Annotated in this window: 28 protein-coding genes; 9 read left to right on the forward strand and 19 right to left on the reverse strand. The window is 70.4% G+C overall.

Annotated elements, in window-relative coordinates; all coding sequences use genetic code 11:
* The first annotated feature begins 40 nt into the window (after window positions 1–40).
* Window positions 41–997, forward strand: a complete 957-nt coding sequence (locus BCR15_RS00245; RefSeq protein WP_068749431.1) for a type IV toxin-antitoxin system AbiEi family antitoxin domain-containing protein — start codon at window positions 41–43, stop codon at window positions 995–997.
* Window positions 998–1,008: 11 nt separating this feature from the next.
* Here BCR15_RS00245 and BCR15_RS00250 read toward each other — a convergent pair whose 3' ends face one another.
* The 6 genes from BCR15_RS00250 to BCR15_RS00275 all read right to left on the reverse strand — a co-directional run bounded on the left by BCR15_RS00250 (window position 1,009) and on the right by BCR15_RS00275 (window position 7,602).
* Window positions 1,009–2,439 (reverse strand): RNB domain-containing ribonuclease, encoded by a 1,431-nt coding sequence (locus BCR15_RS00250; RefSeq protein WP_068749432.1) that lies wholly within the window; start codon window positions 2,437–2,439, stop codon window positions 1,009–1,011.
* Entirely contained in the window at window positions 2,439–3,179 is a 741-nt protein-coding gene (locus tag BCR15_RS00255) for a zinc ribbon domain-containing protein (protein ID WP_068749433.1), read from the reverse strand. The genes BCR15_RS00250 and BCR15_RS00255 overlap by 1 nt, the downstream gene beginning before the upstream one ends.
* A 59-nt stretch (window positions 3,180–3,238) precedes the next feature.
* Complete coding sequence (glmM, locus tag BCR15_RS00260) at window positions 3,239–4,591, reverse strand: phosphoglucosamine mutase (protein ID WP_068749434.1); 1,353 nt, start codon at window positions 4,589–4,591, stop codon at window positions 3,239–3,241.
* A 113-nt stretch (window positions 4,592–4,704) separates the two neighbouring features.
* Window positions 4,705–5,229, reverse strand: coding sequence for a 30S ribosomal protein S9 (rpsI, locus tag BCR15_RS00265; protein ID WP_068749435.1), 525 nt, complete (start codon window positions 5,227–5,229; stop codon window positions 4,705–4,707).
* 20 nt (window positions 5,230–5,249) lie between these two features.
* On the reverse strand, window positions 5,250–5,693 hold the full coding sequence (rplM, locus tag BCR15_RS00270; protein WP_068749436.1) for a 50S ribosomal protein L13: 444 nt from the start codon (window positions 5,691–5,693) through the stop codon (window positions 5,250–5,252).
* 181 nt (window positions 5,694–5,874) lie between these two features.
* Window positions 5,875–7,602: a cellulase family glycosylhydrolase gene (locus BCR15_RS00275; RefSeq protein WP_068749437.1), complete on the reverse strand. Its 1,728-nt coding sequence runs from the start codon at window positions 7,600–7,602 to the stop codon at window positions 5,875–5,877.
* 134 nt (window positions 7,603–7,736) lie between these two features.
* On the opposite strand from BCR15_RS00275, the gene BCR15_RS00280 reads away from it, so the two are divergent.
* The gene (locus BCR15_RS00280; RefSeq protein ID WP_068749438.1) at window positions 7,737–9,818 is read left to right on the forward strand and encodes an elongation factor G-like protein EF-G2; all 2,082 of its coding nucleotides are present in this window, start codon (window positions 7,737–7,739) and stop codon (window positions 9,816–9,818) included.
* 45 nt (window positions 9,819–9,863) lie between these two features.
* Here the strand turns inward: BCR15_RS00280 and coaBC are convergent, their stop codons facing one another.
* Window positions 9,864–11,084, reverse strand: coding sequence for a bifunctional phosphopantothenoylcysteine decarboxylase/phosphopantothenate--cysteine ligase CoaBC (gene coaBC / locus BCR15_RS00285; protein ID WP_068749439.1), 1,221 nt, complete (start codon window positions 11,082–11,084; stop codon window positions 9,864–9,866).
* A 47-nt stretch (window positions 11,085–11,131) separates the two neighbouring features.
* On the opposite strand from coaBC, the gene BCR15_RS00290 reads away from it, so the two are divergent.
* Window positions 11,132–11,848 carry an NRDE family protein gene (locus BCR15_RS00290; RefSeq protein WP_068749440.1) on the forward strand — a complete coding sequence of 239 codons (717 nt, stop codon included), beginning with the start codon at window positions 11,132–11,134 and terminating at the stop codon, window positions 11,846–11,848.
* A gap of 13 nt (window positions 11,849–11,861) precedes the next feature.
* On the opposite strand, the gene BCR15_RS00295 is transcribed toward BCR15_RS00290, so the two are convergent.
* On the reverse strand, window positions 11,862–12,245 hold the full coding sequence (locus BCR15_RS00295; RefSeq protein ID WP_068749441.1) for a YccF domain-containing protein: 384 nt from the start codon (window positions 12,243–12,245) through the stop codon (window positions 11,862–11,864).
* Between the two features lie 73 nt (window positions 12,246–12,318).
* On the opposite strand from BCR15_RS00295, the gene trmB reads away from it, so the two are divergent.
* From trmB to BCR15_RS00320, 5 genes are all read left to right on the forward strand, one after another.
* Window positions 12,319–13,044 (forward strand): tRNA (guanosine(46)-N7)-methyltransferase TrmB, encoded by a 726-nt coding sequence (gene trmB, locus BCR15_RS00300; RefSeq protein WP_256094417.1) that lies wholly within the window; start codon window positions 12,319–12,321, stop codon window positions 13,042–13,044.
* Complete coding sequence (gene truA, locus BCR15_RS00305) at window positions 13,031–13,846, forward strand: tRNA pseudouridine(38-40) synthase TruA (protein WP_068749442.1); 816 nt, start codon at window positions 13,031–13,033, stop codon at window positions 13,844–13,846. Before trmB ends, truA begins: the two co-directional genes overlap by 14 nt.
* Window positions 13,843–14,439 (forward strand): class I SAM-dependent methyltransferase, encoded by a 597-nt coding sequence (locus tag BCR15_RS00310; protein WP_068749443.1) that lies wholly within the window; start codon window positions 13,843–13,845, stop codon window positions 14,437–14,439. Before truA ends, BCR15_RS00310 begins: the two co-directional genes overlap by 4 nt.
* Before the next feature lie 54 nt (window positions 14,440–14,493).
* Window positions 14,494–14,958: a VOC family protein gene (locus BCR15_RS00315; RefSeq protein WP_068749444.1), complete on the forward strand. Its 465-nt coding sequence runs from the start codon at window positions 14,494–14,496 to the stop codon at window positions 14,956–14,958.
* A gap of 123 nt (window positions 14,959–15,081) precedes the next feature.
* The gene (locus tag BCR15_RS00320) at window positions 15,082–15,696 is read left to right on the forward strand and encodes a superoxide dismutase (RefSeq protein ID WP_068749445.1); all 615 of its coding nucleotides are present in this window, start codon (window positions 15,082–15,084) and stop codon (window positions 15,694–15,696) included.
* Window positions 15,697–15,759: 63 nt separating this feature from the next.
* Here BCR15_RS00320 and BCR15_RS00325 read toward each other — a convergent pair whose 3' ends face one another.
* From BCR15_RS00325 to infA, 11 genes are all read right to left on the reverse strand, one after another.
* The gene (locus BCR15_RS00325) at window positions 15,760–16,551 is read right to left on the reverse strand and encodes an ABC transporter ATP-binding protein (protein ID WP_068749446.1); all 792 of its coding nucleotides are present in this window, start codon (window positions 16,549–16,551) and stop codon (window positions 15,760–15,762) included.
* Window positions 16,551–17,456 carry an ABC transporter permease gene (locus tag BCR15_RS00330; RefSeq protein WP_068749447.1) on the reverse strand — a complete coding sequence of 302 codons (906 nt, stop codon included), beginning with the start codon at window positions 17,454–17,456 and terminating at the stop codon, window positions 16,551–16,553. Before BCR15_RS00330 ends, BCR15_RS00325 begins: the two co-directional genes overlap by 1 nt.
* Before the next feature lie 14 nt (window positions 17,457–17,470).
* Window positions 17,471–18,502 carry an ABC transporter substrate-binding protein gene (locus tag BCR15_RS00335; protein WP_068749448.1) on the reverse strand — a complete coding sequence of 344 codons (1,032 nt, stop codon included), beginning with the start codon at window positions 18,500–18,502 and terminating at the stop codon, window positions 17,471–17,473.
* A gap of 68 nt (window positions 18,503–18,570) precedes the next feature.
* Complete coding sequence (locus tag BCR15_RS00340; RefSeq protein WP_068749449.1) at window positions 18,571–19,572, reverse strand: ABC transporter substrate-binding protein; 1,002 nt, start codon at window positions 19,570–19,572, stop codon at window positions 18,571–18,573.
* Window positions 19,573–19,690: 118 nt separating this feature from the next.
* On the reverse strand, window positions 19,691–20,221 hold the full coding sequence (gene rplQ / locus BCR15_RS00345; RefSeq protein WP_068749450.1) for a 50S ribosomal protein L17: 531 nt from the start codon (window positions 20,219–20,221) through the stop codon (window positions 19,691–19,693).
* A gap of 36 nt (window positions 20,222–20,257) precedes the next feature.
* A complete protein-coding gene (locus BCR15_RS00350; RefSeq protein ID WP_068749451.1) occupies window positions 20,258–21,280 on the reverse strand; it encodes a DNA-directed RNA polymerase subunit alpha in 1,023 nt (340 codons plus the stop codon).
* A 108-nt stretch (window positions 21,281–21,388) separates the two neighbouring features.
* On the reverse strand, window positions 21,389–21,994 hold the full coding sequence (gene rpsD, locus BCR15_RS00355) for a 30S ribosomal protein S4 (RefSeq protein WP_068749452.1): 606 nt from the start codon (window positions 21,992–21,994) through the stop codon (window positions 21,389–21,391).
* A 28-nt stretch (window positions 21,995–22,022) separates the two neighbouring features.
* A complete protein-coding gene (gene rpsK, locus BCR15_RS00360; protein ID WP_068749453.1) occupies window positions 22,023–22,430 on the reverse strand; it encodes a 30S ribosomal protein S11 in 408 nt (135 codons plus the stop codon).
* Between the two features lie 34 nt (window positions 22,431–22,464).
* The gene (gene rpsM / locus BCR15_RS00365; protein ID WP_068749454.1) at window positions 22,465–22,839 is read right to left on the reverse strand and encodes a 30S ribosomal protein S13; all 375 of its coding nucleotides are present in this window, start codon (window positions 22,837–22,839) and stop codon (window positions 22,465–22,467) included.
* Window positions 22,840–23,089: 250 nt separating this feature from the next.
* Window positions 23,090–23,203, reverse strand: a complete 114-nt coding sequence (rpmJ, locus tag BCR15_RS00370; RefSeq protein WP_020575560.1) for a 50S ribosomal protein L36 — start codon at window positions 23,201–23,203, stop codon at window positions 23,090–23,092.
* A 241-nt stretch (window positions 23,204–23,444) separates the two neighbouring features.
* Window positions 23,445–23,666: a translation initiation factor IF-1 gene (infA, locus tag BCR15_RS00375; RefSeq protein ID WP_068749455.1), complete on the reverse strand. Its 222-nt coding sequence runs from the start codon at window positions 23,664–23,666 to the stop codon at window positions 23,445–23,447.
* Window positions 23,667–23,803: 137 nt separating this feature from the next.
* On the opposite strand from infA, the gene BCR15_RS00380 reads away from it, so the two are divergent.
* Window positions 23,804–24,091, forward strand: coding sequence for a YciI family protein (locus BCR15_RS00380; RefSeq protein ID WP_068749456.1), 288 nt, complete (start codon window positions 23,804–23,806; stop codon window positions 24,089–24,091).
* Window position 24,092 lies beyond the last annotated feature (1 nt).

Below are 24,092 nucleotides of genomic sequence, written 5' to 3' on the forward strand. Positions count from 1 at the left end.
CGCCCTGGTCCGACGATCACTCGACGGCGAGACTCAGTCCATGCGTCACGCGCAGACAGTCACCCCCGCCCTCCGGCGACTGGCCGCCGCTCAGGCGGGCGTGCTCACGACGCGGCAGCTCGAGGCGCACGGCATTACCCGGCACGGCCTCGCCCGGCTCGCCCGGGACTGGCAGCGGGTCGGCAACGGGCTGTACCTGACGGGTCCGGCCGCCTGGGAGTCGGCGGCGTGGGCGGGCCTGCTGCGCGGCGGCAGCTCGGCGGTGCTCGGCGCTGAGGGGGCGGCGTATCTCCACGGAGCCATGCGTGACGCCCCCGGCGTCCTGAGGGTGTGGGCGCGCCACCGGCATGATGACCTCACCGTCGGTGAGTTCCAGGTGCGATTCCTTCGAGGGGTCCGTACGGGGCGCGGCCATCTTCCTCGGACCACTCTCGAGGAATCCCTGTTGGACATCTCGGACCACTCGACAGAAGACGAGGCCGTTGCGGCCGTCACGGGCGCGCTCGCCCTTGGTCGCACGACGGGCCCGCGGCTGTTGGCCGAGCTGGATGGGCGCCATCGGGTCCGCCACTCGGCTACCCTCAGGTTGCTCTGCTCAGCCGCTGCCCGGGGCATTGAGAGTGCGTTGGAGTGGCGATTCCAGCAGCGAGTGTTGACCCCTCACCACCTCCCCGTGCCGGATCGCCAGGTACAGAGGAGCGCTGGACGAGTCGACGTTCTGTATGACCGTGAATCGCTCGTGATCGAGCTCGACGGGATGCGGGACCACTCGGTGTGGTCCAAGGACATGATGCGCGACAACGAGCACCTGCTCGTCGACGGACTGATCACGCTGCGCTACGGCTGGTACGCCGTCGAACGGGCTCCCTGCGAGGTCGCCCTTCAGGTGGCACAGGCACTCCGATCACGCGGCTGGCCCGGGCCGGCTGCCACGTGTCGGCGGCGCCCCCGGGACCTCCCGTGTCAGGTTTCGCCGGGAGTACCCGGCAGAACCTGACACCGCGACCGTCACGGCCGCGAGAGGGCGACCTTCCCGGCCGGGACGTCGACCGCGTCGATGCGGACCCGGATCTCCGAGCCGACCTCAGCCCGCTCGGCCGCCACCCGCAGCTCGACGGCGGGGTCTGGCACCTGCACGGTGCCGATGCCGGTCTTGGGGTGGACGTCGGTGACGACGCCGGTGAAGATCCGCCCGACCTGATCCTTGAGTACGAGCGCCTCGGCCAGGTCGAGCACCCCGTTCTCGTAGGCGCGGGCGGTGCGCCCGGAGTCGGCCATCTCGTCGGGCAGCGCGGGGAGCCCGGCCCGCGCCCACTCCGGCACCTCGAGGTCGTTGAGGAGGGCATGGCAGACCTCCAGGACATAGCGGTCGACGAGCCGACGCAGCGGAGCGGTCGTGTGCGCGTAGGGGGCTGCCAGGGCGGAGTGCTCGAGGTTGCCGGCGGGCAGCTCGCCGTCGAAGGCCACGTATCCGGCGCCCCGGAACAGCATGGTGCCGCGCGTCAGCGCCGCCAGCTCGCGGGGGTCGTCGGGCGACAGCGACCGCACGAACTCCGGGTAGTCCATCCCGCGCGGCCAGTCGACGCCGAGGGCCCGCACCGAGCGCCGCAGCTTCTCCAGCGACCACTCCTCCGCGGGCGGCAGCGTCCGGACGATGCCCACGCGCCCGCGGAGCATGATGTCGGCCGCGGCGAAGCCGGTCAGGAGCGAGATCTGGGCGTTGTGGTTCTCCACCGGCACCAGGGACCGGAACTCCAGCGTCCAGCCGCCGCTGTGCGCCTCGATCTCCTGCTCGGGCAGATCCAGGGACACGCCCCCACGGGCGATCTCGATCTCCCGGCGCAGCCTGCCCACCTCGGGCAGCAGCGCGACACTCGGGTGGGCCGTGCCCGCGTCGACGTCGCGCTGCACCCCCTCATAGTTGAGCTTGGCGCGGCTGAGCACCATCCCCCGGGTCAGCGACACCTCCCGCGGATGCCCATCGCGATCCAGCCGGTGCTCCCACACCATCGCGGGGCGCGGACGGCCGTCGGCGAGCAGCGACGCCGCGCCCTCGGCCAGGACCGATGGATGCAGCGGGACGCGGGCGCCGGGTGCGTACAGCGTCTGGCCCCGGCGGTGGGTCTCGGCCTCCAAGGCGGTGCCGGGACGCACGAAGTGCGCGACGTCGGAGATGGCGTAGCGCACGAGGTAGCCGTCTCCGTCGCGTTCGATCTGCACGACCTGGTCCAGATCGGTGGAGGTGGGCGGGTCGATCGTCACGAACTCGACGTCGGTGAGGTCCGCGTGCCCCGACGGCGGAAGTTCGGCGGCTCGGGCCGCCTCCGCCTCGACCTCGGCAGAGAAGGCCCGCGGGATCTCGAGCCGGCGTTGCAGCAGGAGCAGGCCCTCCCGCACCTCGGCCGGGATGTCGTGAATGTCGAGGTGCGGTGACGGCATCAGAGGCCGGACTCCGGCGTGCGGACAAGGATCCGGTCGCACTCGACGCAGCGCAACACCTGGTTGGCGGCGGCGCGGCGGTAGGTGTCGAGATCCGAGACGGTCAGCTGCAGCTGGCATCCGCCACAGCGGCCCTGCTTGAGCGCGGCCGCGCCGAGGCCGGAGGAGGCCCGCAGCTTCTCGTACAGCGTGAGCAGCGCGGCGGGGACGCGGGCGGCGATGGGGGCCCGCGTGGCGGTGAGGTCCTTCGCTTCCTGGCTGAGCTTGGTCACCGCGGTGTCGCGCTCGGCGACGGCGGCGCGGAGCTTCTCCTCGATCTCGCGCTTGCGGACCGCGATGCGGTCGCGGTGCGCCGTCGCGTCCTCCAGGCGCCCCATGAGCTCCAGCTCGCTGTCCTCGAGGTCGCCGATGCGACGCTTGAGGTGCTCGACCTCCTCCTGGAGGGAGCGCAGGATCTTGCCGTCGCTGACGGAGCCGTCGTTGATCCGCTTCTCGTCGCGCTCGAGCCGCGCCCGGACGGGCGTCAGGTCCGCCTCCGCCTTCGTCACCGCCACCTGCAGGTCGTCGACGTCGGTCACCGACGCCACCAGCTCGTCGGTCAGCTGCTGCCGGGCTGCCATCAGCTCGGCGATGGTCTTGTGCTGCGGCAGCGACCTGGCGGCGTGCTGCACCCGGGCCACCTCGGTGTCGAGGTCCGCGAGCGTGAGCAGCGTGCGTTGGTCGGCAGGGTCAGCGAGCATCGGGCGTCCTTATCCAGTTGGGTGCGCCCCAGGATACTCGGGCGGGGTCCCGTCGTGCCTCAGAGCGCGAGACGCGTGCGCACCGTCTCGGCCAGGTCGTCGGCAATGCGCCGGGCCTGCTCGTCCGTGGGCGCCTCGACCATGACGCGGACCACGGGCTCGGTGCCGGAGGGGCGCAGCAGGACGCGGCCGGTGTCGCCGAGTTCCCGGGCGGCGGCCGCGACGGCCCGCTGCACGTGGTTGTCGATGCCGGCGCGCAGCTTGTCGACGCCGCGGACATTGATGATCACCTGGGGCAGCACCGTCATGATGGAAGCGAGTTCCTTCAGCGACTTGCCGGTGGCCACCATCCGGGCCGCGAGGTGCAGGCCCGTGAGGGTGCCGTCACCCGTGTTGGCGAACTCGGCGATGATGACGTGGCCGGACTGCTCGCCGCCCAGTGCGAAGCCGTTGGCGTTCATCGACTCCAGGACGTAGCGGTCGCCCACCTTCGTCTGGTCGACCCGGATCCCGTGCTCGCGCATCGCGTTGATGAGACCCAGGTTGCTCATGACGGTGGCGACGAGCGTGTCGGAGTGGAGCCGGTGTTCGTCCTTCATCGCGACGGCGAGGATGGCGAGGATGTGGTCGCCGTCGACGACGGTGCCCTCGTGGTCCACCGCGAGGCAGCGGTCGGCGTCGCCGTCGAGCGCGATACCCATGTCGGCGCCCTCGGACCGGACGCGCGCGATGAGATCCCCCATGTGGGTGGAGCCGCAGTTGTCGTTGATGTTGAGGCCGTCCGGCTCCGCGTGGATCGGGATGATCTGAGCGCCCTGGGCCGCGAACGCCTCGAGGGCGGTGGTCGACGCCGCACCGTTGGCGCAGTCGATGACGATCTTGAGGCCCTGCAGCGAGGCGTCCTCGCCCAGCGACCCCACCAGGTGGGCGACGTAGGCCTCGACGGCGCCCAGGTCGTTGCGGATGCGGCCCACGGCGGACCCCGTCGGGCGCGTCCAGGTCTCGCCCATACGGGCCTCGATGGCGTCCTCGAGGTAGTCGTCGAGCTTGACGCCGCCCTTGGAGAAGAACTTGATCCCGTTGTCGGGCATGGGGTTGTGCGAGGCGGAGATCATGACGCCGAGGTCGGCGTCCAGCTCGTTGACGAGGAACGCCACGCCCGGCGTGGGCAGGACACCCAACCGCACGACGTCGATGCCGGCCGACGCGAGCCCGGCCACGACGGCGGCCTCGAGGAACTCGCCGCTGGCCCGAGGGTCACGGCCGACGACCGCCAGGGGGCGGTGCCCGGCGAACGCGCCGGCCTCCCCCAGGATGTGCGCCGCCGCGACCGAGAGGTCGAGCGCCAGCTCGGCGGTCAGTTCGCTGTTCGCGACGCCACGGACGCCGTCGGTGCCAAAGAGTCGTGCCACGCAGGTGACAATACCGTCGCGCAGAGACGGTGAGCGAATCCCCGCACGGCTCGCGCCCGGAACGCGGACGCGCCCGCCCCGCGGTGCGGGACGGGCGCGTGCAGCGGCTGAGGTCAGCGCTTGCTGTACTGAGGAGCCTTGCGGGCCTTCTTGAGACCGGCCTTCTTGCGCTCCTTGATGCGGGCGTCACGGGTCAGCATGCCGGCCTTCTTCAGCGCGGGGCGCGACGCTTCGGCGTCGACCTCGTTGAGGGCGCGGGCCACGCCGAGCCGCAGCGCACCGGCCTGGCCGGTGATGCCGCCGCCGTGGATGCGGGCGATGACGTCGTAGGACCCCGCGACACCGGCCGTGGTGAACGGGTCGCTCACCAGCTGCTGATGCACCTTGTTCGGGAAGTAGTCCTCGAGGGTGCGGCCGTTGATGGTCCAGGTGCCGGAGCCCGGCACGATGCGGACGCGGGCGATGGCCTCCTTGCGGCGGCCGGTGGCCGCGCCGGGGGCGACGACGGCGGGGCGGACGTCCGACCCGGCCGCGGCGGCGGGGTTGGCGTCGGAACGGTAGGCGATCTCGCGGTTCTCGTCGTCGACGAAGGGCGTGATCTCCTCGGCGACGGTCTCGTCGATGTCAGTCTGGCTCATGGGATGCGTCTCGCTCTCGCTCACTGGGCGATCTGGGTGATCTCGAAGGGCTGCGGCTGCTGGGCAGCGTGGGGGTGCTCGGGGCCCGCGTAGACCTTGAGCTTGCTCAGCATCTGGCGGCTGAGCTTGTTCTTCGGGAGCATGCCCCACACGGCGCGCTCGACGGCGCGGCGCGGGTCCCGCTCCAGCAGTTCGCCGATGGCGACGGTGCGGAGGCCACCCGGGCGGCCGGAGTGCGTGTAGCGCATGGAGTCGGTGCGCTTGCTCCCGGAGAGAGCGATCTTGGACGCGTTGATGACGATGACGAAGTCACCCGTGTCGACATGCGGCGCGAACTGCGGCTTGTGCTTGCCGCGCAGGAGGTTCGCGACCTGGACGGCCAGGCGGCCCAGGATCACGTTCTCGGCATCGATGACGTGCCAGTTGCGGGCGATTTCGCCCGGCTTTGGGGTGTACGTGGACACAATCCCACTTCCATTCGGTTTGGAAACTGATGGGGGTTGCCCGCCGGCCGTGCCGAGGCAGGGTCGATTCACGCGCGCAACAGCTGCCTAGCTTACGTTCCGGGAGGCGGCCGGTCAAAACGCCGGGGCCCGAGGGGCCCGGGTGCCCCGCCGCACGCGACGACGGCACCCGGACAGTGTGTCACGCGGCGGGGTGACCTGGCGTGCCGACGACGCCGCCCTCGCCCACCTCGAGCGTGTAGGCGACCCGCTCGCCGCTCCAGAAGTGGAACGTGAGCAGGACCGTCGACGGCTGGGCGAGTTCGGCGAGGAACGCCGGCCGCAGCAGGATGCGGTCGCCGGCCTCGTCGGGGGCGAACGCGGCGTCGAACTCCTTGTAGGAGGTCCAGCTGTGCGGTCCGGCGAAGGCGCCGTCGGGGTACACCGCCTCCATCGTGGCCAACCGGTCGCCGTTGAACCGGGTGGGGATGGCGAAGCCGTCGGCCGGGTCGGCAGTCGCGGCGGCGGACAGGACGGGGGCGTCGGCGCGGATCACCTGGACGGTCCACGGGACGCCGCGGCTGAAGCCCACCTCCAGCGCCGCGCGAACGCCGTAGTCCCCGGAGCCAGCCAGGGCGGCGAGGAGCGACCCGTGCAGCGTGAGCTGGTCGCCGTCGAGCGTGTAGTCGTCCGAGCGCTTGAGCCGGCGGCCGTCGAGCCATACACCGGTGAACTCGTGGCCGTGCGGTTCCAGGGTGACGGTCTGGTCCGCGGGTGAGCCCTGCCGCACGAACAGCTGGTCGGTGGTCGCGGTGCCGGAGCGGGTCGTCCAGCTGGTGGCGATGTGGTCGAAGAGCTGCGGATCGCGCCAGGTGTGGGCGACGCGGTCGAGATGCTGACCGTTGTCCCACCACATGGTCGTCACGTCGTGCGTCCTGGCGAGCCAGCCGAACAGTTCGAAGAACCGGAGCTTCTCCCCCTGCTCGATGGTGCCGGTGTGCCGGTCGAACCCGAGCAGTCCGTACTCCCCCAGGATGACCGGGACGCCACGGTCGACCAAGGAGGTCTTCACGCGGTCGAACGCGCCGAGCATGTCGGCGCGGGCGGTGTCGTCGAAGCGGTATCCGCCCGCGACGTTCACGCTGAACGGCCAGTAGCCGTAGTAGTGGAAGGTGGCGGCGATGTTGTCGTCGTCGAGCTCATCGAGCGTGTCAACCAGCGCGTCCAGGCGTGCCTGCCCCGCATCCGTGTGGAGCGTGGGGAGCACCAGGACGCGCTGCGCGTTGCCGCCGCCGCTGGCCCGCACCTCGTCGACGAAGGCCATGTTGAGGTCGTTGAGCAGCTCGTAGGCGCGTGCGTCGTCGACGCCGGCGAACTGCGGCTCGTTGATGCTCTCCAGCAGGAGCGTGCGGGGGTAGTCGCGGAAGCGGTCGGCGATCTGCCGCCACAGCGCCAGGAACCGGTCCTTGGCCTCGGGCTGAGTCGGGTACTGGTTGAGCCACATCCAGGAGTCGTGGTGCAGGTTGAGGAGCACGGTCAGGCCGGCGTCGAGCGCGAGGTCGACCACCTCAGCGACGCGGTCCAGCACGGCGGGGTCGATGGTGTGGTCCGGGGCCCCGCCGTCGTGCTGCCCCCACGTGACCGGGATCCGGATGCTGCGGAAGCCCTCGGCGCGCACCGCGCGGAGCAGCTCCGGGGTGACGCGGGGGTTGCCCCAGGCGGTCTCGTCGGCGCCGACGGCGTCGAGCGTGTTGCCCAGGTTCCAGCCGGGCTGCATGTCGGCCACGATCCGCTCGGCGCCCAGCGCCGTCGGAACCGGGTCCGGGTCGGGCGGCGGGGCGGCCTGGGCGCTCGGCCCCAGCCCCACCCCCAGGACGACGGCGACCGCGAGCGCGAGCCAGCGTGCCAGGGGTGATCTGCGTCGTTGCATGAATCCTCCAGAGATTGTCGAAACGTATCGACGATGATCGTGTCATGGCCGGAGGGTCACTGGGAAGGGATTTGTCGTAGTCAATGCATGGGGGCCCCGCCCACAGCGCACTGGGTGGGTACTAAGGTCTGTCCATGGCCTCAAAGACGAGCTCACACATCACCATCACCGGCCCGGACGCGATCCGCAACGTCATCCTCGTTGGCGGCAGCGGCTCCGGCAAGACAACCCTCTTCGAGCACCTGCTACGTGCCCGCGTCGAGGGCTACCGCGGGGAGAAGGACACCCCTGAGAGAGCGGCCTCGCTCACGTTGGCATCCATCCCGGCCTCCGACGTCCAGATCAACCTGCTCGACGCGCCCGGGCACCCGGACTACGTCGGGGAACTGCGCGCCGGGCTGCGCGCCGCCGACGCCGCAGTATTCGCCATCCCGGCGGGCGAGGAGATCCAGCCCTCGACGGTCAGCCTCTGGCAGGAGTGCGACCGGGTGGCCATGCCGCGCATCATCGCGATCACCAAGCTGGACCAGGGCCGCTCGGACTTCGATCAGATGGTGGCCGCATGCCGGGAGGCGTTCGGCGACGGCGTCGTTGCGGCGCTGCTGCCCATGCGCGCCGGGGACCGGAGCATCGGCAACATATCGCTGCTGAACAAGCGCATCCACGACTACTCCTCCGGCACCCGGGTCTCGCGCGACGCGACCCCCGAGGAGGCCGAGCTCATCGCCGACCAGCGCGCCCCCTTCCTCGAGGCCCTCATCACCGAGATCGAGGACGAGGACCTCATGGAGCGGTACCTCGAGGGCGAGGAGATCGCGGTCGCGGAGGTCTACCAGGTCCTCAACCGCGCCATCATCGGCGCCCGGTTCTTCCCCGTGCTGCCGGCGCACACGACCAGCGACGTCGGCACCGAGGAACTCCTGCGGTGGATCGAACGCGGCTTCCCCGCCGCCTCCACCCACACCATCCCGCCCGTGATGACGCCCGGAGGGGCGACACTGCCCGGTTCGGACTGCGACCCCTCCGCCCCGCTGGTGGCTCAGGTGATCCGCACCACCAGCGACCAGTACGCCGGACGCCTCAGCATGGTGCGCATCTTCTCGGGCACGCTGCGCACGGACGACCAGGTGCACGTGTCGGGGCACCGGGAGCTCTTCACCGGGCACACCGACCCGGCTCACCCGGACCACGACGAGACCGACCGGGTGGGGCCGCTGTCCGCGCCCATCGGCGTCGACCCGGCCCCCAAGGACGTCGCGATCGCCGGCGAGATCGTCTACGTCGCGAAGCTCTCGCGGGCGGAGACCGGCGACACGCTGTCGTCGATCGAGCGCCCCGCCCTCGTCCGGCCGTGGCAACTGCCCGAGCCCCTGCTCCCCGTCGCAATCAAGGCGGACACCCGCGGCGACGAGGACAAGCTCGGCGGTGCCCTGCAGCGCCTGGCCGTCGAGGACATGACGGTGCGGATCGAGCGCCACCCCGAGACCGACCAGCAGTTGGTGTGGGTGATGGGGCAGGCGCACAAGGAACTGCTGCTGTCGCGGTTGCGCAACCGCTACGGGTTGTCGATCTCCGAGGAGCCCGTCATGGTGCCCCTGCGGGAGACCTTCATCGCGCCGGTCAAGTCTCACGGCCGGCACGTGAAGCAGTCGGGCGGCCACGGTCAGTACGCGGTCGTCGACGTGGAGATCCAGCCCTTGGAGCGCGGCGCCGGCTACCAGTTCATCGACAAGGTGGTGGGCGGCGCGGTGCCGCGGCAGTTCATCCCGTCGGTGGACAAGGGCATCCAGGCCCAGCTGGCCCACGGCGCGCTGAGCGGCTACCCGATCGTCGACGTGGCGGTGACCCTCTATGACGGGAAGTCACACTCGGTCGACTCCTCCGACATGGCCTTCCAGACCGCGGGGGCGCTGGCGATCAAGGAGGCGGCCTCGGACAAGACCATGGCCCTGCTCGAGCCGGTCGACAAGGTGACCGTCACGGTGCACGAGGCCTTCGTCGGGCCGGTGCTCACCGACCTGTCGGGCCGGCGCGGCCAGGTGCTGGGCAGCGACGGCGACGCCGAGCACCACGCGATCATCGAGGCGCTGGTCCCCCAGTCGGAGCTGATCAGCTACCCGATCGATCTGCGCGGGCTCGCGCAGGGCACCGGGAGCTTCACCCGCGAGTTCCACGGTTACGAGCTGATGCCGCGGGAGCTCTGGCCCAAGTCCTGAGCGGGCGGGCCCCGATCGGTCGGTTGCGTCCGGCCGGGGCCCGGCTCACCCCACCCCGCGCGCGGCGGACACCGCGACACCGACCGCGTCCACCACGGCCTCCGCGACGTCGCGCTTGCTACCCTCGACGTCGGCCACGACGACATCGTCGGCCCCCAGGATCAGCAGCCGGTTCTCCGCGACCTCGAAGCCCTTCCCCCATCCGACCTCGTTGACCACGATGAGGTCCACTCCCTTGCGGCGGCGCTTCCGCGACGCCCGCGCCAGCAGTTCCTCGCCGACGGCGGTCTCCGCGGCGAACGCCACCACCACCTGACCGGGCCGACGGCGCGCGGCCAGTCCCGCGACGATGTCCTCGTTCTCGACCAGCCGCAGCACCGGCGGCTCCCCGTCCTCCTTGGTCAGCTTCCGCTCGGACACGGCGTCCACGCGGTAATCGGCCACCGCGGCCGCCATGATCACGGCGTCGGCGCGCTCCGCCACCTCGCGCATGACCTCCGACAGCTCCGCCGCGGATCCCGCCCGCCGCACCTCGACCCCGGCGGCCTCGGCCGGGCGCAGCACCTCGGCCTCGACGTTGCACGCAGCCAGCAGCACCCGGGCCCCGCGCTCGGCGGCAGCGACCGCGACCGCGACGCCCTGCCGGCCGCTGGACCGGTTGCCGAGATAGCGCACCGGATCGATGGGCTCGCGCGTCCCGCCGGCGGACACCGCGACCGTCACGCCCGCCAGGTCACGCCGCCCGCGCAGCAGCGCCTGCGCCGCCGCGTGGATGTCCTCCGGCTCGCTCATCCGCCCCGGCCCCGAGTCGCCGCCGGTCAGCGGCCCGTCGGCCGGGCCCACGACCTGGACGCCGCGCGAGCGCAGCGTCGCGATGTTGGACTGCGTCGCGGGGTGCAGCCACATCTCGGTGTGCATCGCGGGCGCGACGAGCACTTGGGCCCGCGTCGCGAGCAGGGTCGTGCCGAGCAGATCCGAGGCGAGCCCGGCCGCCATCGCGGCGAGCGTGTTGGCCGTCGCGGGGGCGACGACCACCAGATCGGCCCGCTGCCCGAGCGCCACGTGGCGCACCTCGGGCACGTCGTCGTGGACCGACGTGGTGACCCGGTTGCGCGAGATCGCCTCCCACGTGGGCCGCCCGACGAACCGCAGCGCGTCGTCGGTGGGCACCACGTGCACCTCGTGTCCGTCCAGGACGAACGAGCGGACCAGCTGCACGGCCTTGTACGCGGCGATGCCGCCCGTGACCCCTACGACGATGACCATGCGGCCGATTCTCGCAGCCGTCCCGCGTCGCGGGTAGCCTTCCCGGCATGTGCACTGTCGTCGTCCGTGTACCCGAGCCCGACGGCGGGCCCGTCCGCCTCCTCGCGGTGCGCGACGAGGACCCGGCACGGCCCTGGCGCCCGCTGGGCCCGTGGTGGCCCGAGCACCCGGGTGTGCGTGGCGTCCGCGACGACCTGGCCGGCGGCGCGTGGCTCGCGGCCGACGACAAGCGCCTGGCCGTCCTCCTCAACCGGGCCGGCGGGGCGGACGTGCCCTTGCCGACGTCGCGCGGGTCGCTGCCTCTCGACGCTGTCGCCGGCAGGCCGCTCCCCCGGCCCCTGACGACGCTCGGCTTCAACCTCGTCACGACGGCCCCCGGCTGGGCCAGCGTCGCGTCGTGGGAGGGTGGGGTGCCGCGCATCACCGACCTCGGGCCGGGCACGCACATGATCGCGCACGACGACGTGGACGACCCCGCCACGCCCCGCATCGCCGCCTGGCTGGAGCGCTTCGCCGAGGCCCCGACGGACGGCCCCGGGGCGTGGTGGGAGGGGTGGCTCGAGGTCCTGGCCGAGTCGGCGTCGCGGCTGTCGCCCACCGACGACCGTGCCATCATCCGCGACAACAGGCCCCACGGCTATCCGACCCTCAGCCTGCTGGTGGCCGTCGCCTCGGTGTCCCCGGGCGGGGTGGCGGTGTCGACGGCGACGCTGGACGAGCCGGGGGCCTGGAACGATCTGCGCCTGCCGCGGCGCGACGGCTAGGAACGGCCGGGCGTCAGAAGATGGTGCCGTTGTCCACGATCCGCTTGCCGAACGGGAAGCACGTGACCGGGATCATCTTCAGGCTCACGTAAGCGTTGGCGATGCCAACGATGGTCAGTGTCTGCGCGAGGGCGGTCGCGACGTGGGCGAGCGCCAGCCACCAGCCCGCGATGAGGAACCACACCACGTTCATGATCGCCGACCCGGCCCCGGCGCCCGGCTTGGGCTCGACGCTCCTGCCGAACGGCCACAGCACGTAGCGCGCCATCCGGAACGAGGCGATGCCCGCGGGGATGGTGACGATGAGCAGGCAGGCCAGGATGCCCGCCAGGAAGTACCCCAGAGCCAGCCAGATACCTCCGAAGACGACCCAGATGATGTTGAGCAGCGTGCGCATGTCTCTCCTCACGTATCGCGGTGCACCTCCAGCGTATGCGCAGCCCCTCCTCCATGGGCACTAGTCTGGGCGGGTGGATCCGTTGCCCCCTCGACTGCACCGCGACGTCGTCAGCTTCGTGCGCCGCAGCACCCGGATGAACGAGTCCCAGATGAGGTCCTGGGACCGGTACCGGGACCGCTTCGTCGTCGACGTCCCCCGCGGGAGCCTGTCGACGTCCGTCGCCGATGGCGCCGACGTCGACTGGGCGCAGGAGTTCGGGCGCGCCGCGCCGCTGATCGTCGAGATCGGCTCGGGCGCGGGCGACTCGCTGGCGCCGATGGCCGCCGCCCGCCCGGACGCGAACGTCGTGGCGTTCGAGGTGTTCGAGCCCGCCGTCGCGTCCACTCTCGGCCGGCTGGGCCGAGAGGGCCTCGAGAACGTGCGGGTCGTCGTCGCCGACGGCGCCCAGGGGCTCGAGAAGCTCTTCGACGACGGTTCGGTCACCGAACTGTGGACCTTCTTCGCGGACCCGTGGCACAAGAAGCGCCACCACAAGCGCCGGCTGGTGGGGCAGGACTTCGCCGACGTCGTCGTCGCGAAGCTGGCGCCGGCGGGGCTCTGGCGCCTGGCCACGGACTGGGAGGACTACGCGCTGTGGATGCGCGAGCACCTGGACGCGCACCCGGGGCTCGTCAACGTCCACGACGGCTGGGCGCCGCGCCTGGCCGAGCGCCCGGTGACCAAGTACGAGGCCAAGGGCCTCGCCGCGGGGCGCCGGGTGTACGACCTCACCTATCGGAGGGCTGATGCGGCTTAGGATCGACCTCGCCTACGACGGAACGGACTTCCACGGCTGGGCCGCGCAACCGGGGCTGCGCACCGTCGAGGGCGTCCTCACGGAGTGGATCGCGCAGGTGATGCGGCTGGCAGAGCCGCCACACATCGTCGTGGCGGGGCGCACCGACGCGGGCGTCCACGCCCGCGGTCAGGTGTGTCACGTCGACGCCGACCTGGACGGGGAGGGCGTCGCCGCGGATCTGCAGCGGCGGCTGCGCCGCGTGCTACCCGCGGACCTCGTCGTCCGCAGCGTGGCACCCGCCCCCGAGGGATTCGACGCGCGGTTCTCCGCCATCTGGCGGCGCTACTGCTACCGGGTCGCGCCCTCGGACACCGTCCCGGACCCGCTGCTGCGCCGCCACATCGCACCGGTCGCGCACCACCTCGACCTGGAGGCCCTCAACACCGCGGCCGCGGCCCTCACCGGGCTGCACGACTTCGCCCCCTTCTGCAAGCCGCGCGCCGGCGCCACCACGATCCGCGACCTGCGGGAACTGCGCGCCGAGCAACGCGACGACGGCGTCGTCGAGATCCACCTGCTGGCCGACGCGTTCTGCCACTCGATGGTGCGCTCGGTGGTGGGCGCGCTGACGTCGGTGGCATCCGGGCGGAGGGACCTCGCCTGGATCAAGCGGGTCGCCGCCGCTCCCACGCGGCACGGCGAGGTGCTGGTCATGCCGGCCCACGGCCTGACGCTCGAAGAGGTCGGCTACCCCGCCGACGACGCCCTCGCGGCCCGCGCCCGCGCCGCCCGCGCCGTACGGACCCTGGAGGACGCGTGAGCCACTACTTCCACACCCCGGACCAGGCCGGCCCCACCCGCGAGGTCACAGCGACCGTCTGGGGCCACGACCTCTCCTTCACCACGGCGGGCGGCGTGTTCTCCGGCTCGCGGCTGGACCTGGGCACCTCCGTCCTGCTGCGCACGTTCGAGCCACCCACCGGCGGACACCTGCTGGACCTGGGCTGCGGCTTCGGGCCCATCGCGGTCGCGCTCGCCGTCGCCGGTCCGGCGGTCACCGTCGACGCCGTCGACGTCAACGAGCTCGCCGTGACCCTCACGCAGGCGAACGCCGAGCGGGCCGGAGTCGGGGACCGCGTGCGCGCCGGCACACCGGATCACGTCCCGCCGGATCGGACCTACGACCAGATCTGGTCCAACCCGCCCATCCGCATCGGCAAGCAGGCGCTGCACGCCCTGCTGTTCGCGTGGCTGCCCCGCCTCGCCCCCGGGGGCGTCGCGCGCCTGGTGGTGTCCAAGAACCTCGGCGGCGATTCGCTGCAGCGCTGGCTGATCGAGCAGGGCCATCCGACCGAGCGTGTCGCCTCCGCCAAGGGATTCCGTGTCCTGGAGGTATCGCCCCGGTCCGCGTGAGATCTTCCGCGCGACGGGGCGGTGTGGCAGTCTGCTGCCGAGGAGGACCCATCGATGCACGCTCCTGACCTGCAACTGACGTTCGACGCCGCCTCTCCCCGCCGCCTGGGGCTGTTCTGGGCCGAGGCGCTCGGCTACGCCGTAGACCCGCCGCCCGGCGGCACGATCGGCCCCGTCGACGAGACCGTGGCCGCCTGGCTGGAGTTCCTCGCGTCATCAGGCCTGCCCGAAGATCGCTGGGACGACGCCATGGCCCTGGTCGATCCCGAGGGCAGACGCCCCCGGATCTTCATCCAGAAGGTGCCCGAGCCCAAGCGCGCGAAGAACCGGCTGCACATCGACGTCCGGGCGGCTCCCGGACTCACCGGCGAGGAACGCATGGCCGCCCTCGAGCGGGAGGCCGAGCGGCTGGTCGGGCTGGGCGCCACGCGCACGGCCCGCTTCGAGCCCGACCCCCCGATGAGTCATGGATTCCTCGTGATGGCCGATCCGGAGGGCAACGAGTTCTGCCTCGACTGAGCATGTTCAGCCGTCAGCGGACCAGCGAACGCCCGATGGTTGAACCACGAACTACAGATCGCGCATAGGATGACACTGTCAGCGCGCCCACCGGCGCGAGTCCTCAGCTGCAAGGAGTGAGCTATGACCTACACCCTCCCGGACCTCGACTACGACTATGGGGCACTGGCCCCCCACATCGCCCCGGAAATCATGGAGCTGCACCACAGCAAGCACCATGCCGCCTACGTCAAGGGCATCAACGACGCGCTCGAGCAGCTCGCCGCCGCCCGCGAGAAGGGCGACCTCGGAGCGGTCAACAAGCTGAGCAAGGACGCCGCGTTCCACCTCGGCGGCCACATCAACCACTCGGTGTTCTGGAAGAACATGTCGCCCGACGGCGGCGGCCGCCCCGACGGCGAGCTCGCCTCCGCGATCGACGAGTACTTCGGCAGCTTCGACGGGTTCCAGAAGCACTTCAACGCCGTCGCCAACGGCATCCAGGGCTCCGGCTGGTCGATGCTCGTGTGGGACACGCTCGGCCAGCGGATGAACATCAACCAGCTGTTCGACCAGCAGGGCAACCTGCCGGCGGGGCAGATCCCGCTGCTGCAGCTCGACATGTGGGAGCACGCCTTCTACCTGCAGTACAAGAACGTCAAGGGTGACTACGTCACCGCCTGGTGGAACGTCGTCAACTGGACCGACGTCACCGAGCGCTTCGCCCGGGCGAAGGCCGCCTCCGCCGGTCTCGTCTGACCCGACGCACGCGACGGGGCCCCGGGGAGATGATCCCCGGGGCCCCGTCGTTCGTGTGCGGGCTCAGTCGAGCAGCGTGCGGTCGGCCAGGCTGGCGCCCTTGATCTTCGAGAACTCCTCGAGCAGCCGCTCCGCCGTGATGGTCTTCTTCTCCGCCTCGTCCACCTCGAGGACGATCCGGCCCTCGTGCATCATGATGAGGCGGTTGCCGAGCTCGATGGCCTGGTGCATGTTGTGGGTGACCATGAGGGTCGTGAGCCGGTGGCGGGCGACCGCCTCGCCCGTGAGGCGCGTGATCAGCTCGGCGCGCGACGGGTCCAGCGCGGCGGTGTGCTCATCCAGCAGCAGGATCGACGGCTGCGCGTACGTGGCCATGAGCAGGCTGAGCGCCTGCCGCTGCCCGCCCGACAGCATCCCCACGCGCATCTCCAGCCGATCCTCCAGGCCGAGCTCGAGCGTGGTCAGCGCCTCGCGGAAGATGGCCCGCTTGGGCTTCGTCACCGCCATGCCCAGTCCGCGGCGCTTGCCGCGTTCGAAGGCGATGGCCAGGTTCTCCTCGATGGTCAGGTGCGGCGACGTGCCCGCCATCGGGTCCTGGAAGACCCGCGCCACCCACCGGGCACGCCGGTGCTCGGGCATGCGCGTCACGTCCGAGCCGTCGATGACCACCCGCCCGCCCTCAGGCAGGTAGCGCCCGGCGACCACGTTGAGCATCGTCGACTTCCCGGCCCCGTTGGACCCGATCACGGTGACGAAGTCCCCCTCGTGCAGTGTGAGGGTGAGTTCGTCGAGCGCGACCCGCTCGTTGACGGTCCCGGGGAAGAACCGCTTGGTGATGTTCGTCAGCGTCAGCATCAGGCGGCCGCCCCTTCCGGGATCGCCTTAGCGCGCCGTCGCTGGACCCGGAGGCGCCGCAGCGGTCCCCAGGCCGGCAGCACGAGGGCGAGGACGACGAGCACGGCGGAGATGAGCTTCATGTCGTTGGGGTTGAAGCCGTTGTTGAGCGCGATCTGGATCACGCCGCGGTAGATGACGGAGCCCAGCGCCGCCGCCGTGACGGCCTGCCAGACGGCCGTCATCCCGAAGATCGCTTGCCCGACGATGACGGAGGCCAGGCCCGCGACGATGAGGCCGATGCCCATCGAGATGTCCGAGAAGCCCTGGTACTGGGCCACGAGGGTGCCGCAGAGCGCCACCAGACCGTTGGACAGCATGAGCCCCACGATCTTGGTGGTGCCGGTGTTGATGCCCTGCGACTGCGCCATCAGCTCGTTGTCACCCGTGGCGCGCATCGCGACGCCATAGCTGGTGCCCAGGAACCAGTACACGAGGGCGCCGATGACCAGCACCACGACGGCGAACACCGCGACGGAGAACCAGGTGCCCAGCAACCGGTCGGCGCGGAGCTCGGAGAACAGCGTCTCCTGGCGCAGCAGCGGCACGTTGGCCTTGTTGCCCATGATCCGCAGGTTGATGGAGTAAAGCGCGATCTGTGTGAGGATGCCTGCCAGGAGCGGGTTGATCTTGCCCCAGACGTGCAGCAGGCCCGTGACGGCGCCGGCGATCATGCCGGCCACCACGCCCGCGATCATCGCGAAGGGGATCGCGACGCCGTTGACGAGCAGGATCGCCGACGTCGCGGCCCCCGTCGTGAACGACCCGTCCACCGTCAGGTCCGGGAAGTCCAGCACCCGATAGGTGAGGTACACCCCCAGCGCCATGACGGCGTAGAGGAGACCGATCTCCAGCGCGATGATCATGGGTGTGTCGAACCTCAGAACTGCTTGGTGGCGCGCGAAACGATGGCCTCGGGCAGCGTCAGGCCCTGCTTCTCGGCGGCCGCCACGTTGACGAACAGGTCGAACTGCTTCTGCGTCTCGACCGGGATGTCCGACGCCGGGGTGCCCTCGAGCAGCTGCAGGAACACCGCGGCGGCGTCCTTGCCCTGCTGGGTGTAGTTGACCGAGAGGCCGGCGGCGGCGCCGCGCTCCATCGTCGACTCGTCGGAGGCGAAGACCGGGACCTGCTTCTGCTCGGCCACCTGGATGAGCGACTCGGCGGCCGACACCACGGTGTTGTCGGTCGGGATGAGGTAGGCGTCGACGTCCAGCGACTCACCGGCCTGCTGCACTTCGGCGGAGTTGGTGACGGTCGCGGAGCGGATCTCGATGCCCAGCTCGGCGGCGGCCTCCTCGGCCTCGGTGACCTGGACCTCGGAGTTCACCTCGCCGGAGGAGTAGACGATGCCGACGGTGGCGACCTCGGGCAGCGCCTCCTTGATGAGCTCGAGCTGCTCCTTCATCGGGTTGAGGTCCGAGACACCGGTGATGTTGGCGTCGGGCGCCTCCCACGAGCTGACCAGACCGGCGGCGACGGGGTCGGTGACGGCTGCGAACACGATGGGCCGGTCGGTGACGACGTTGGCCAGCGCCTGCGCGGTCGGGGTGGCGATGGCGAGGAAGCCGTCGTAGTCCGACGAGGCGAAGGTGTTGGCGATGTTGGTCAGGGTCGACTGGTCGCCCTGGGCGTTCTGGAGATCGAACTCGGCGTTCTCCCCCTCGACGTAGCCCGCCTCCGCGAGGGCGTCGATGAAGCCCTGTTGCGCCGCATCGAGCGCGGGGTGCGCGACGATCGTCGCGACGCCGACTTTGATCGACTCGGGAGCGCCGCCGGTGGTCTCGGCGGCCGAGCTCGCGGCCGACGAGGTGGCGGCCGGAGCCGACGAGGTGTCCGCCGGGGACGCGCCGCCACACGCGGTGAGGGCGAGGGTTCCGACGGCGCCGAGCGCGAGGGCCTTGAGCTTCATGATTCTCCTTGGGGGGCGGGTTCGCTGGGCTAAGAGTAGTGAGTGCGCCCGGGGGCGCCGCGCTCGGGTCAGTAGGTGGTCGCGGCCTGCTCGAGCACCTCGTCGGGCAGGGTGACGCCCATGCGCTCCGCGGCGGCGGGATTGACCGACAGCTCGAGCGACTCGGCGAACTCGACGGGGGTCGAGGCCGGGTCCGCGCCCTCGATGATGCGCGCGATCATTCCCGCGGTCTGCACCCCCTGCGCCCGGTAGTCCGTCGCGAGCGCCGCGGCGGCGCCGCGCTGCACCGAGTCGGGGTCGGACGTCACGAGGAGACGCTGCCGCTGTTCGGCCACCTGCACCATGGACTCCATCGCGGAGACGACGGTGTTGTCGACCACGACGAAGTAGGCGTCGACGTCGAGCGACTCTGCCGCCTGCTGCACCTCGGACGAGTTGGTGATAGTGGCGGTGAGGACCTCGATGCCGAGCTCCTTGCCGGCCTCGATCGCGGCCTCGGCCTGCACCTGCGCGTTGACCTCGGCCGAGGAGTACACGATCCCCACCGTCTCGACGTCGGGCAGGATCTGCTGGATGACCTGGAGCTGCCTGTCGGTGGGCAGCTGGTCGCTGGTGCCGGTCACGTTAGCCCCCGGTGCCTCGAGGTCGTCGACCAGGCCGGCCGCGACGGGGTCCGTGACCGACGCGAACACGATGGGTCGGTCCTGGATGACCTGCGCCAGGGCCTGCGCCGGGGGCGTCGCGAGCGCCACGAAGATGTCGTGGTCGGAGGCGGCGTAGGTGTTGGCGATGTTGGTGAGGGTCGCCTGGTCCCCCTGCGGGTTCTGGAACTCGAGCGTGAGGTTCTCTCCGTCGACGTAGCCCGCGTCCGCCAGGCCCTCCTTGATGCCCTCGTACACGGCGTCCAGCGACGGGTGGGACACGATGGTGACGGCACCGACCGACACCGACGGCTTCTCCTCGGTACCGGTGGCCGCCGGGGTGGTGGCGGTGGGCTCGGCACTGGTCCCGCAGCCGGCCATCAGCAGGGCCGTGGCCAGGGCCGCTCCCGTGACTGCACGTCGCAACATCGTCGTCTCCTTCTCGAACGTGGCTCACACCTTATCTGCGAGCGTCGCCGCCGCGGAAACCAAGGTCCCCACAACGAAAGGAGGGCCCCATGGGGGCCCTCCTCGCGTTACAGCGTTCTTACTTGGCGTCCTCGTCGGCGGCGGCCTCCTCGGCCGTCTCCTCCTCGGTGGCCTCGGCGTCGGCGACCTCAGCCTCGTCGGCGGGCGCCTCGGTCTCCTCGGCCTCGGCCTCGGTCTCGACGGCCGCGGGCTTCTCCTGGGCCGGGGCGGCTGCCTTCGGCTTCGGGGTCACGGCCTCGGTGATGATCTCGATCAGGGCCAGGGGGGCGTTGTCACCCTTACGGTTGCCGATCTTCGTGATCCGGGTGTAGCCACCCTCGCGGCCCTCGAGCGACGGCGCGATGTCGTCGAACAGGTGGCGGACGACCTCCTTGTCCGTGATGGAGCTGAGCACCAGACGGCGCGAGTGGAGGTCACCCCGCTTCGCCTTGGTGATGAGCTTCTCGGCCAGCGGCTGGACGCGGCGGGCGCGGGTCTCGGTGGTGGTGATGCGGCCGTGCTCGAAGAGCTGGGTGGCCAGGTTGCGCAGGATGATGCGCTCGTGGGTGGGGCTGCCGCCCAGACGAGCGCCCTTGGTTGGCTTGGGCATTGCTGTGGATCTCCAGGATTCTCGGGTGGTGGGCGGTCAGTACTGCTCGGTCTCGGCGAAGTCGCCGTCCTCGTCGTTGTCCTCGTCGTACCGCTCGATGGCCTGCAGCGGGTCGAAGCCCGGCTGCGAGTCACGAAGCGCCAGACCGAGGCCGGCGAGGGTCTCCTTGACCTCGTCGATCGACTTGGAACCGAAGTTGCGGATGTCGAGCAGATCCTCTTCGCTGCGGGCGACGAGCTCACCGACGGTGTGGATGCCTTCACGCTTGAGGCAGTTGTACGAGCGCACCGAGAGTTCCAGGTCCTCGACGGGGAGGTTGAGCGACTCGGCGATCTGCTCGTCCACGGGGGACGGGCCGATCTCGATGCCCTCGGCGTCGACGTTGAGCTCCCGGGCGAGGCCGAACAGCTCGACGAGGGTGCGCCCGGCCGAGGCCACCGCGTCACGCGGGGCGATGGAGGGCTTGGTCTCGACGTCGACGATGAGGCGGTCGAAGTCCGTGCGCTGCGCGACACGGGTGGCCTCGACCTTGTACGTCACCTTGAGCACCGGCGAGTAGATCGAGTCCACCGGGATGCGGCCGATCTCGGCCTCCGGGTCCTTGTTCTGCACGCTGGAGACGTACCCGCGGCCGCGCTCCACGACGAGTTCCATCTCGAGCTTGCCGTTGTCGCCGAGGGTGGCGATGTGCAGCTCGGGGTTGTGGATCTCCACGCCTGCGGGGGGCTGGATGTCACCGGCGGTGACGGCACCCGCACCGGCCTTGCGGAGGTACATGACCACCGGCTCGTCCTCCTCCGACGAGAGCACGAGGCCCTTGAGGTTGAGGATGATCTCGGTGACGTCTTCGACGACACCTTCGACGGTGGAGAACTCGTGCTGGTTGCCCTCGACCTTGATGCTGGTCACGGCCGCGCCCGGGATGGACGACAGCAGGGTGCGACGCAGCGAGTTGCCGAGGGTGTAGCCGAAGCCCGGCTCCAGCGGCTCGATGATGAACCGCGACCGGTAGTCCGAGACGACTTCCTCGGAGAGGGTGGGACGCTGTGCGATGAGCATGAGGGTTCCTTCCCGCGCCAACCGCTATCTGATGGCGCGAACGGTGGCCTGACGGCCCGCGGCGTCGGGCCGGCCGGTGTTCCCGACCGGCCCGCGGCCGCACAGTGGTTACTTTGAGTAGAGCTCGACGATCATCTGCTCCTGGACATCCACGACGATCTGCTCGCGGACGGGGAGCTGGTGCACGAGGATGCGCATGCGGTTCGGACGCGCCTCGAGCCACCCCGGAACGGAGCGCTCGTGGTGGGTCTCCCGCGCGATCACGAACGGCGCGAGGGTCATGGACTTCTCGGCGACGTCGATGATGTCGTGGGCGCGCACGCGGTACGACGGGATGTTCACGCGCTGGCCGTTGACCAGGAAGTGGCCGTGGACGACAAGCTGGCGGGCCTGCCGACGCGTGGACGCGAAGCCCGAGCGGTACACGACGTTGTCGAGACGCGACTCCAGGATCTGGAGCAGACGGTCACCCGTCTTGCCCGGATGCCGGTCGGCCTCCTCGTAGTAGCGGCGGAACTGCTTCTCCAGCACGCCGTACGCGAAACGAGCCTTCTGCTTCTCCTTGAGCTGCAGCGAGTACTCAGAATCCTTGGTGCGTCCGCGGCCGTGCATACCCGGGGGGTACGGACGGCGCTCGAACGCCTTGTCATTGCCGACCAGGTCGGTCCCGAGACGACGGGACTTCTTGGTCAAAGGGCCGGTGTAACGAGCCATAATTGCTAGTCCTTCTTCTCTCGGGCGATCAGACGCGACGACGCTTGGGCGGGCGGCAGCCGTTGTGCGGCGTCGGGGTCACGTCTGAGATCGCGCCGACCTCGAGGCCGACGGCGCCCAGCGAGCGGATCGCGGTCTCACGGCCGGAGCCGGGACCCTTGACGAACACGTCGACACGCTTCATGCCGTGCTCCATCGCGCGACGGCCAGCGGCCTCGGCGGCCATCTGCGCGGCGAACGGGGTCGACTTGCGCGAGCCCTTGAAGCCGACGGTGCCGGCGGACGCCCACGAGATGACGGCGCCGGTCGGATCGGTGATCGAGATGATGGTGTTGTTGAACGTGCTCTTGATATGCGCCTGACCGGCGAGCACATTCTTCTTCTCCTTGCGGCGCACCTTGGTCTTGGCGGCCGCCTTACGGCTTGCAGTAGCCATGAAGTCTCCTTAAGTCCTCAACGAGGGGCGCGGATCAGCGCGCCTTCTTCTTGCCAGCGACGGCCTTCTTCTTGCCCTTGCGGGTGCGCGCATTGGTGCGCGTGCGCTGACCACGAACCGGCAGACCACTGCGGTGGCGACGGCCCTGGTAGTTGCCGATCTCGACCTTGCGGCGGATGTCGGCGGCAACGGTGCGACGGAGGTCACCCTCGATCTCGTAGTTGCCTTCGATGTGGTCGCGCAGGGCGACGAGCTGGTCCTCGGTGAGCTGGTGGACTCGGACGTCTCCACTGATCCCGGTAGCGGCGAGGGTCTCGGCGGCGCGGGTCTTCCCGACGCCGAAGATGTAGGTGAGGGCGACCTCCAAGCGCTTGTCGCGCGGCAGGTCGACACCAACGAGGCGTGCCATCAGGCGGTTACCTTTCTAGAAATGTCGGTCCTGACTCACTCTGGAGCCCGGTCGCGGACCGCGAAGGTGTGTGGCGTGACGCGTCCCCGCCGCCTGTGGTGCCTGCTGGCACCGACGGGGCCTTGGCCTTCGTCCAAGGGTGGGAATCTCCCGAAGGAGATCCTTGCGATCACGTTGCTTTCAGTTGTCGGCGGAGTGGGCGATCGACCCGTCCCGCGGTGGTCTGCGTGCCTGGGGCGTGAGCCCCGGGTCAGCCCTGACGCTGCTTGTGGCGCGGGTTCTCGCAGATCACCATCACACGACCGTGCCGGCGGATGACCTTGCACTTGTCGCAGATCTTCTTGACGCTCGGCTGAACCTTCATTCGAGCAACCTTTTCAATCGGCGACTGGGAGCGCACGAGCGCCCCAATCTTGTGGTGGATGACTTGGCCGACGGCCTGGGCACGCACGCGTGTCCGGGCATAGACGACCGACGCACCACTCTACGCGACACGCCCACACTTCCCCAAATCAGCCTCTGCCGTCGCCGGGCATGAAAAAAGGGCGCCACCGCGCGTGCGGGGTGCCCTCTCTCCGGCCGGCTCGAGCGCTCGGCCGCGCGACTCACTTGTGCCGGTAGACGATGCGGCCGCGGGTCAGGTCATACGGGGACAGCTCGACGACCACACGGTCGGCCGGCAGGATGCGGATGTAGTGCTGACGCATCTTGCCGCTGATGGTCGTCAGCACCTTGTGGCCGTTGGCCAACTCCACGCGGAACATCGCGTTGGGCAGGGCCTCGACCACGGTGCCCTCGAGTTCGAGGGCTCCTTCTTTCTTCGCCATGTACTCTCTCTCGTCACACGGCACGCCTGGTGCGCGCCGGATGGTATCGAACAGCTATTCTACGCCCGCCGTCGCGGCGTGACCAAACCTGCGTGGCCGCGGCGCCCCTCGGTGTGCCCGCCCATTAGCCTGGGGGGATGAGCTACTTCGCCGTCCAGTACACCTACATCGACGACGCCCGGGCCCTCGACGCCGAGCGGCCCCACCACCGCGCCTACCTGTCGACGCTGCTCGGCGGCCCCCTCGTGGTGAGCGGCCCCTACGTCGACAGTGAGCTGCCGGGCGCCCTGCTCATCATGCGCGCCGGCTCCGCCGACGAGCTCGAGCAGCTGCTGGACCTGGACCCGTTCTGGACCGCCAACCTCATCGCGGAGCGCTCCATCGAGGAGTGGAACCCGGTCCTCGGATCCCTGTCGGCCGACTGAC

The organism is Tessaracoccus lapidicaptus, assembly GCF_001693815.1.
Taxonomy (GTDB): domain Bacteria; phylum Actinomycetota; class Actinomycetes; order Propionibacteriales; family Propionibacteriaceae; genus Arachnia; species Arachnia lapidicapta.

Bases quoted from the DNA above. Each gene is read 5' to 3' on its own strand.
- BCR15_RS00245 (WP_068749431.1), top strand. From the start codon at position 41: ATGCGTCACGCGCAGACAGTCACCCCCGCCCTCCGGCGACTGGCCGCC.
- BCR15_RS00250 (WP_068749432.1), bottom strand. From the start codon at position 2,439: ATGCCGTCACCGCACCTCGACATTCACGACATCCCGGCCGAGGTGCGG.
- BCR15_RS00255 (WP_068749433.1), bottom strand. From the start codon at position 3,179: ATGCTCGCTGACCCTGCCGACCAACGCACGCTGCTCACGCTCGCGGAC.
- rpsI (WP_068749435.1), bottom strand. From the start codon at position 5,229: ATGAGCCAGACTGACATCGACGAGACCGTCGCCGAGGAGATCACGCCC.
- BCR15_RS00275 (WP_068749437.1), bottom strand. From the start codon at position 7,602: ATGCAACGACGCAGATCACCCCTGGCACGCTGGCTCGCGCTCGCGGTC.
- BCR15_RS00280 (WP_068749438.1), top strand. From the start codon at position 7,737: ATGGCCTCAAAGACGAGCTCACACATCACCATCACCGGCCCGGACGCG.
- coaBC (WP_068749439.1), bottom strand. From the start codon at position 11,084: ATGGTCATCGTCGTAGGGGTCACGGGCGGCATCGCCGCGTACAAGGCC.
- BCR15_RS00290 (WP_068749440.1), top strand. From the start codon at position 11,132: ATGTGCACTGTCGTCGTCCGTGTACCCGAGCCCGACGGCGGGCCCGTC.
- BCR15_RS00295 (WP_068749441.1), bottom strand. From the start codon at position 12,245: ATGCGCACGCTGCTCAACATCATCTGGGTCGTCTTCGGAGGTATCTGG.
- BCR15_RS00315 (WP_068749444.1), top strand. From the start codon at position 14,494: ATGCACGCTCCTGACCTGCAACTGACGTTCGACGCCGCCTCTCCCCGC.
- BCR15_RS00320 (WP_068749445.1), top strand. From the start codon at position 15,082: ATGACCTACACCCTCCCGGACCTCGACTACGACTATGGGGCACTGGCC.
- BCR15_RS00325 (WP_068749446.1), bottom strand. From the start codon at position 16,551: ATGCTGACGCTGACGAACATCACCAAGCGGTTCTTCCCCGGGACCGTC.
- BCR15_RS00330 (WP_068749447.1), bottom strand. From the start codon at position 17,456: ATGATCATCGCGCTGGAGATCGGTCTCCTCTACGCCGTCATGGCGCTG.
- BCR15_RS00335 (WP_068749448.1), bottom strand. From the start codon at position 18,502: ATGAAGCTCAAGGCCCTCGCGCTCGGCGCCGTCGGAACCCTCGCCCTC.
- BCR15_RS00340 (WP_068749449.1), bottom strand. From the start codon at position 19,572: ATGTTGCGACGTGCAGTCACGGGAGCGGCCCTGGCCACGGCCCTGCTG.
- rplQ (WP_068749450.1), bottom strand. From the start codon at position 20,221: ATGCCCAAGCCAACCAAGGGCGCTCGTCTGGGCGGCAGCCCCACCCAC.
- BCR15_RS00350 (WP_068749451.1), bottom strand. From the start codon at position 21,280: ATGCTCATCGCACAGCGTCCCACCCTCTCCGAGGAAGTCGTCTCGGAC.
- rpsD (WP_068749452.1), bottom strand. From the start codon at position 21,994: ATGGCTCGTTACACCGGCCCTTTGACCAAGAAGTCCCGTCGTCTCGGG.
- rpsK (WP_068749453.1), bottom strand. From the start codon at position 22,430: ATGGCTACTGCAAGCCGTAAGGCGGCCGCCAAGACCAAGGTGCGCCGC.
- rpsM (WP_068749454.1), bottom strand. From the start codon at position 22,839: ATGGCACGCCTCGTTGGTGTCGACCTGCCGCGCGACAAGCGCTTGGAG.
- rpmJ (WP_020575560.1), bottom strand. From the start codon at position 23,203: ATGAAGGTTCAGCCGAGCGTCAAGAAGATCTGCGACAAGTGCAAGGTC.
- infA (WP_068749455.1), bottom strand. From the start codon at position 23,666: ATGGCGAAGAAAGAAGGAGCCCTCGAACTCGAGGGCACCGTGGTCGAG.
- BCR15_RS00380 (WP_068749456.1), top strand. From the start codon at position 23,804: ATGAGCTACTTCGCCGTCCAGTACACCTACATCGACGACGCCCGGGCC.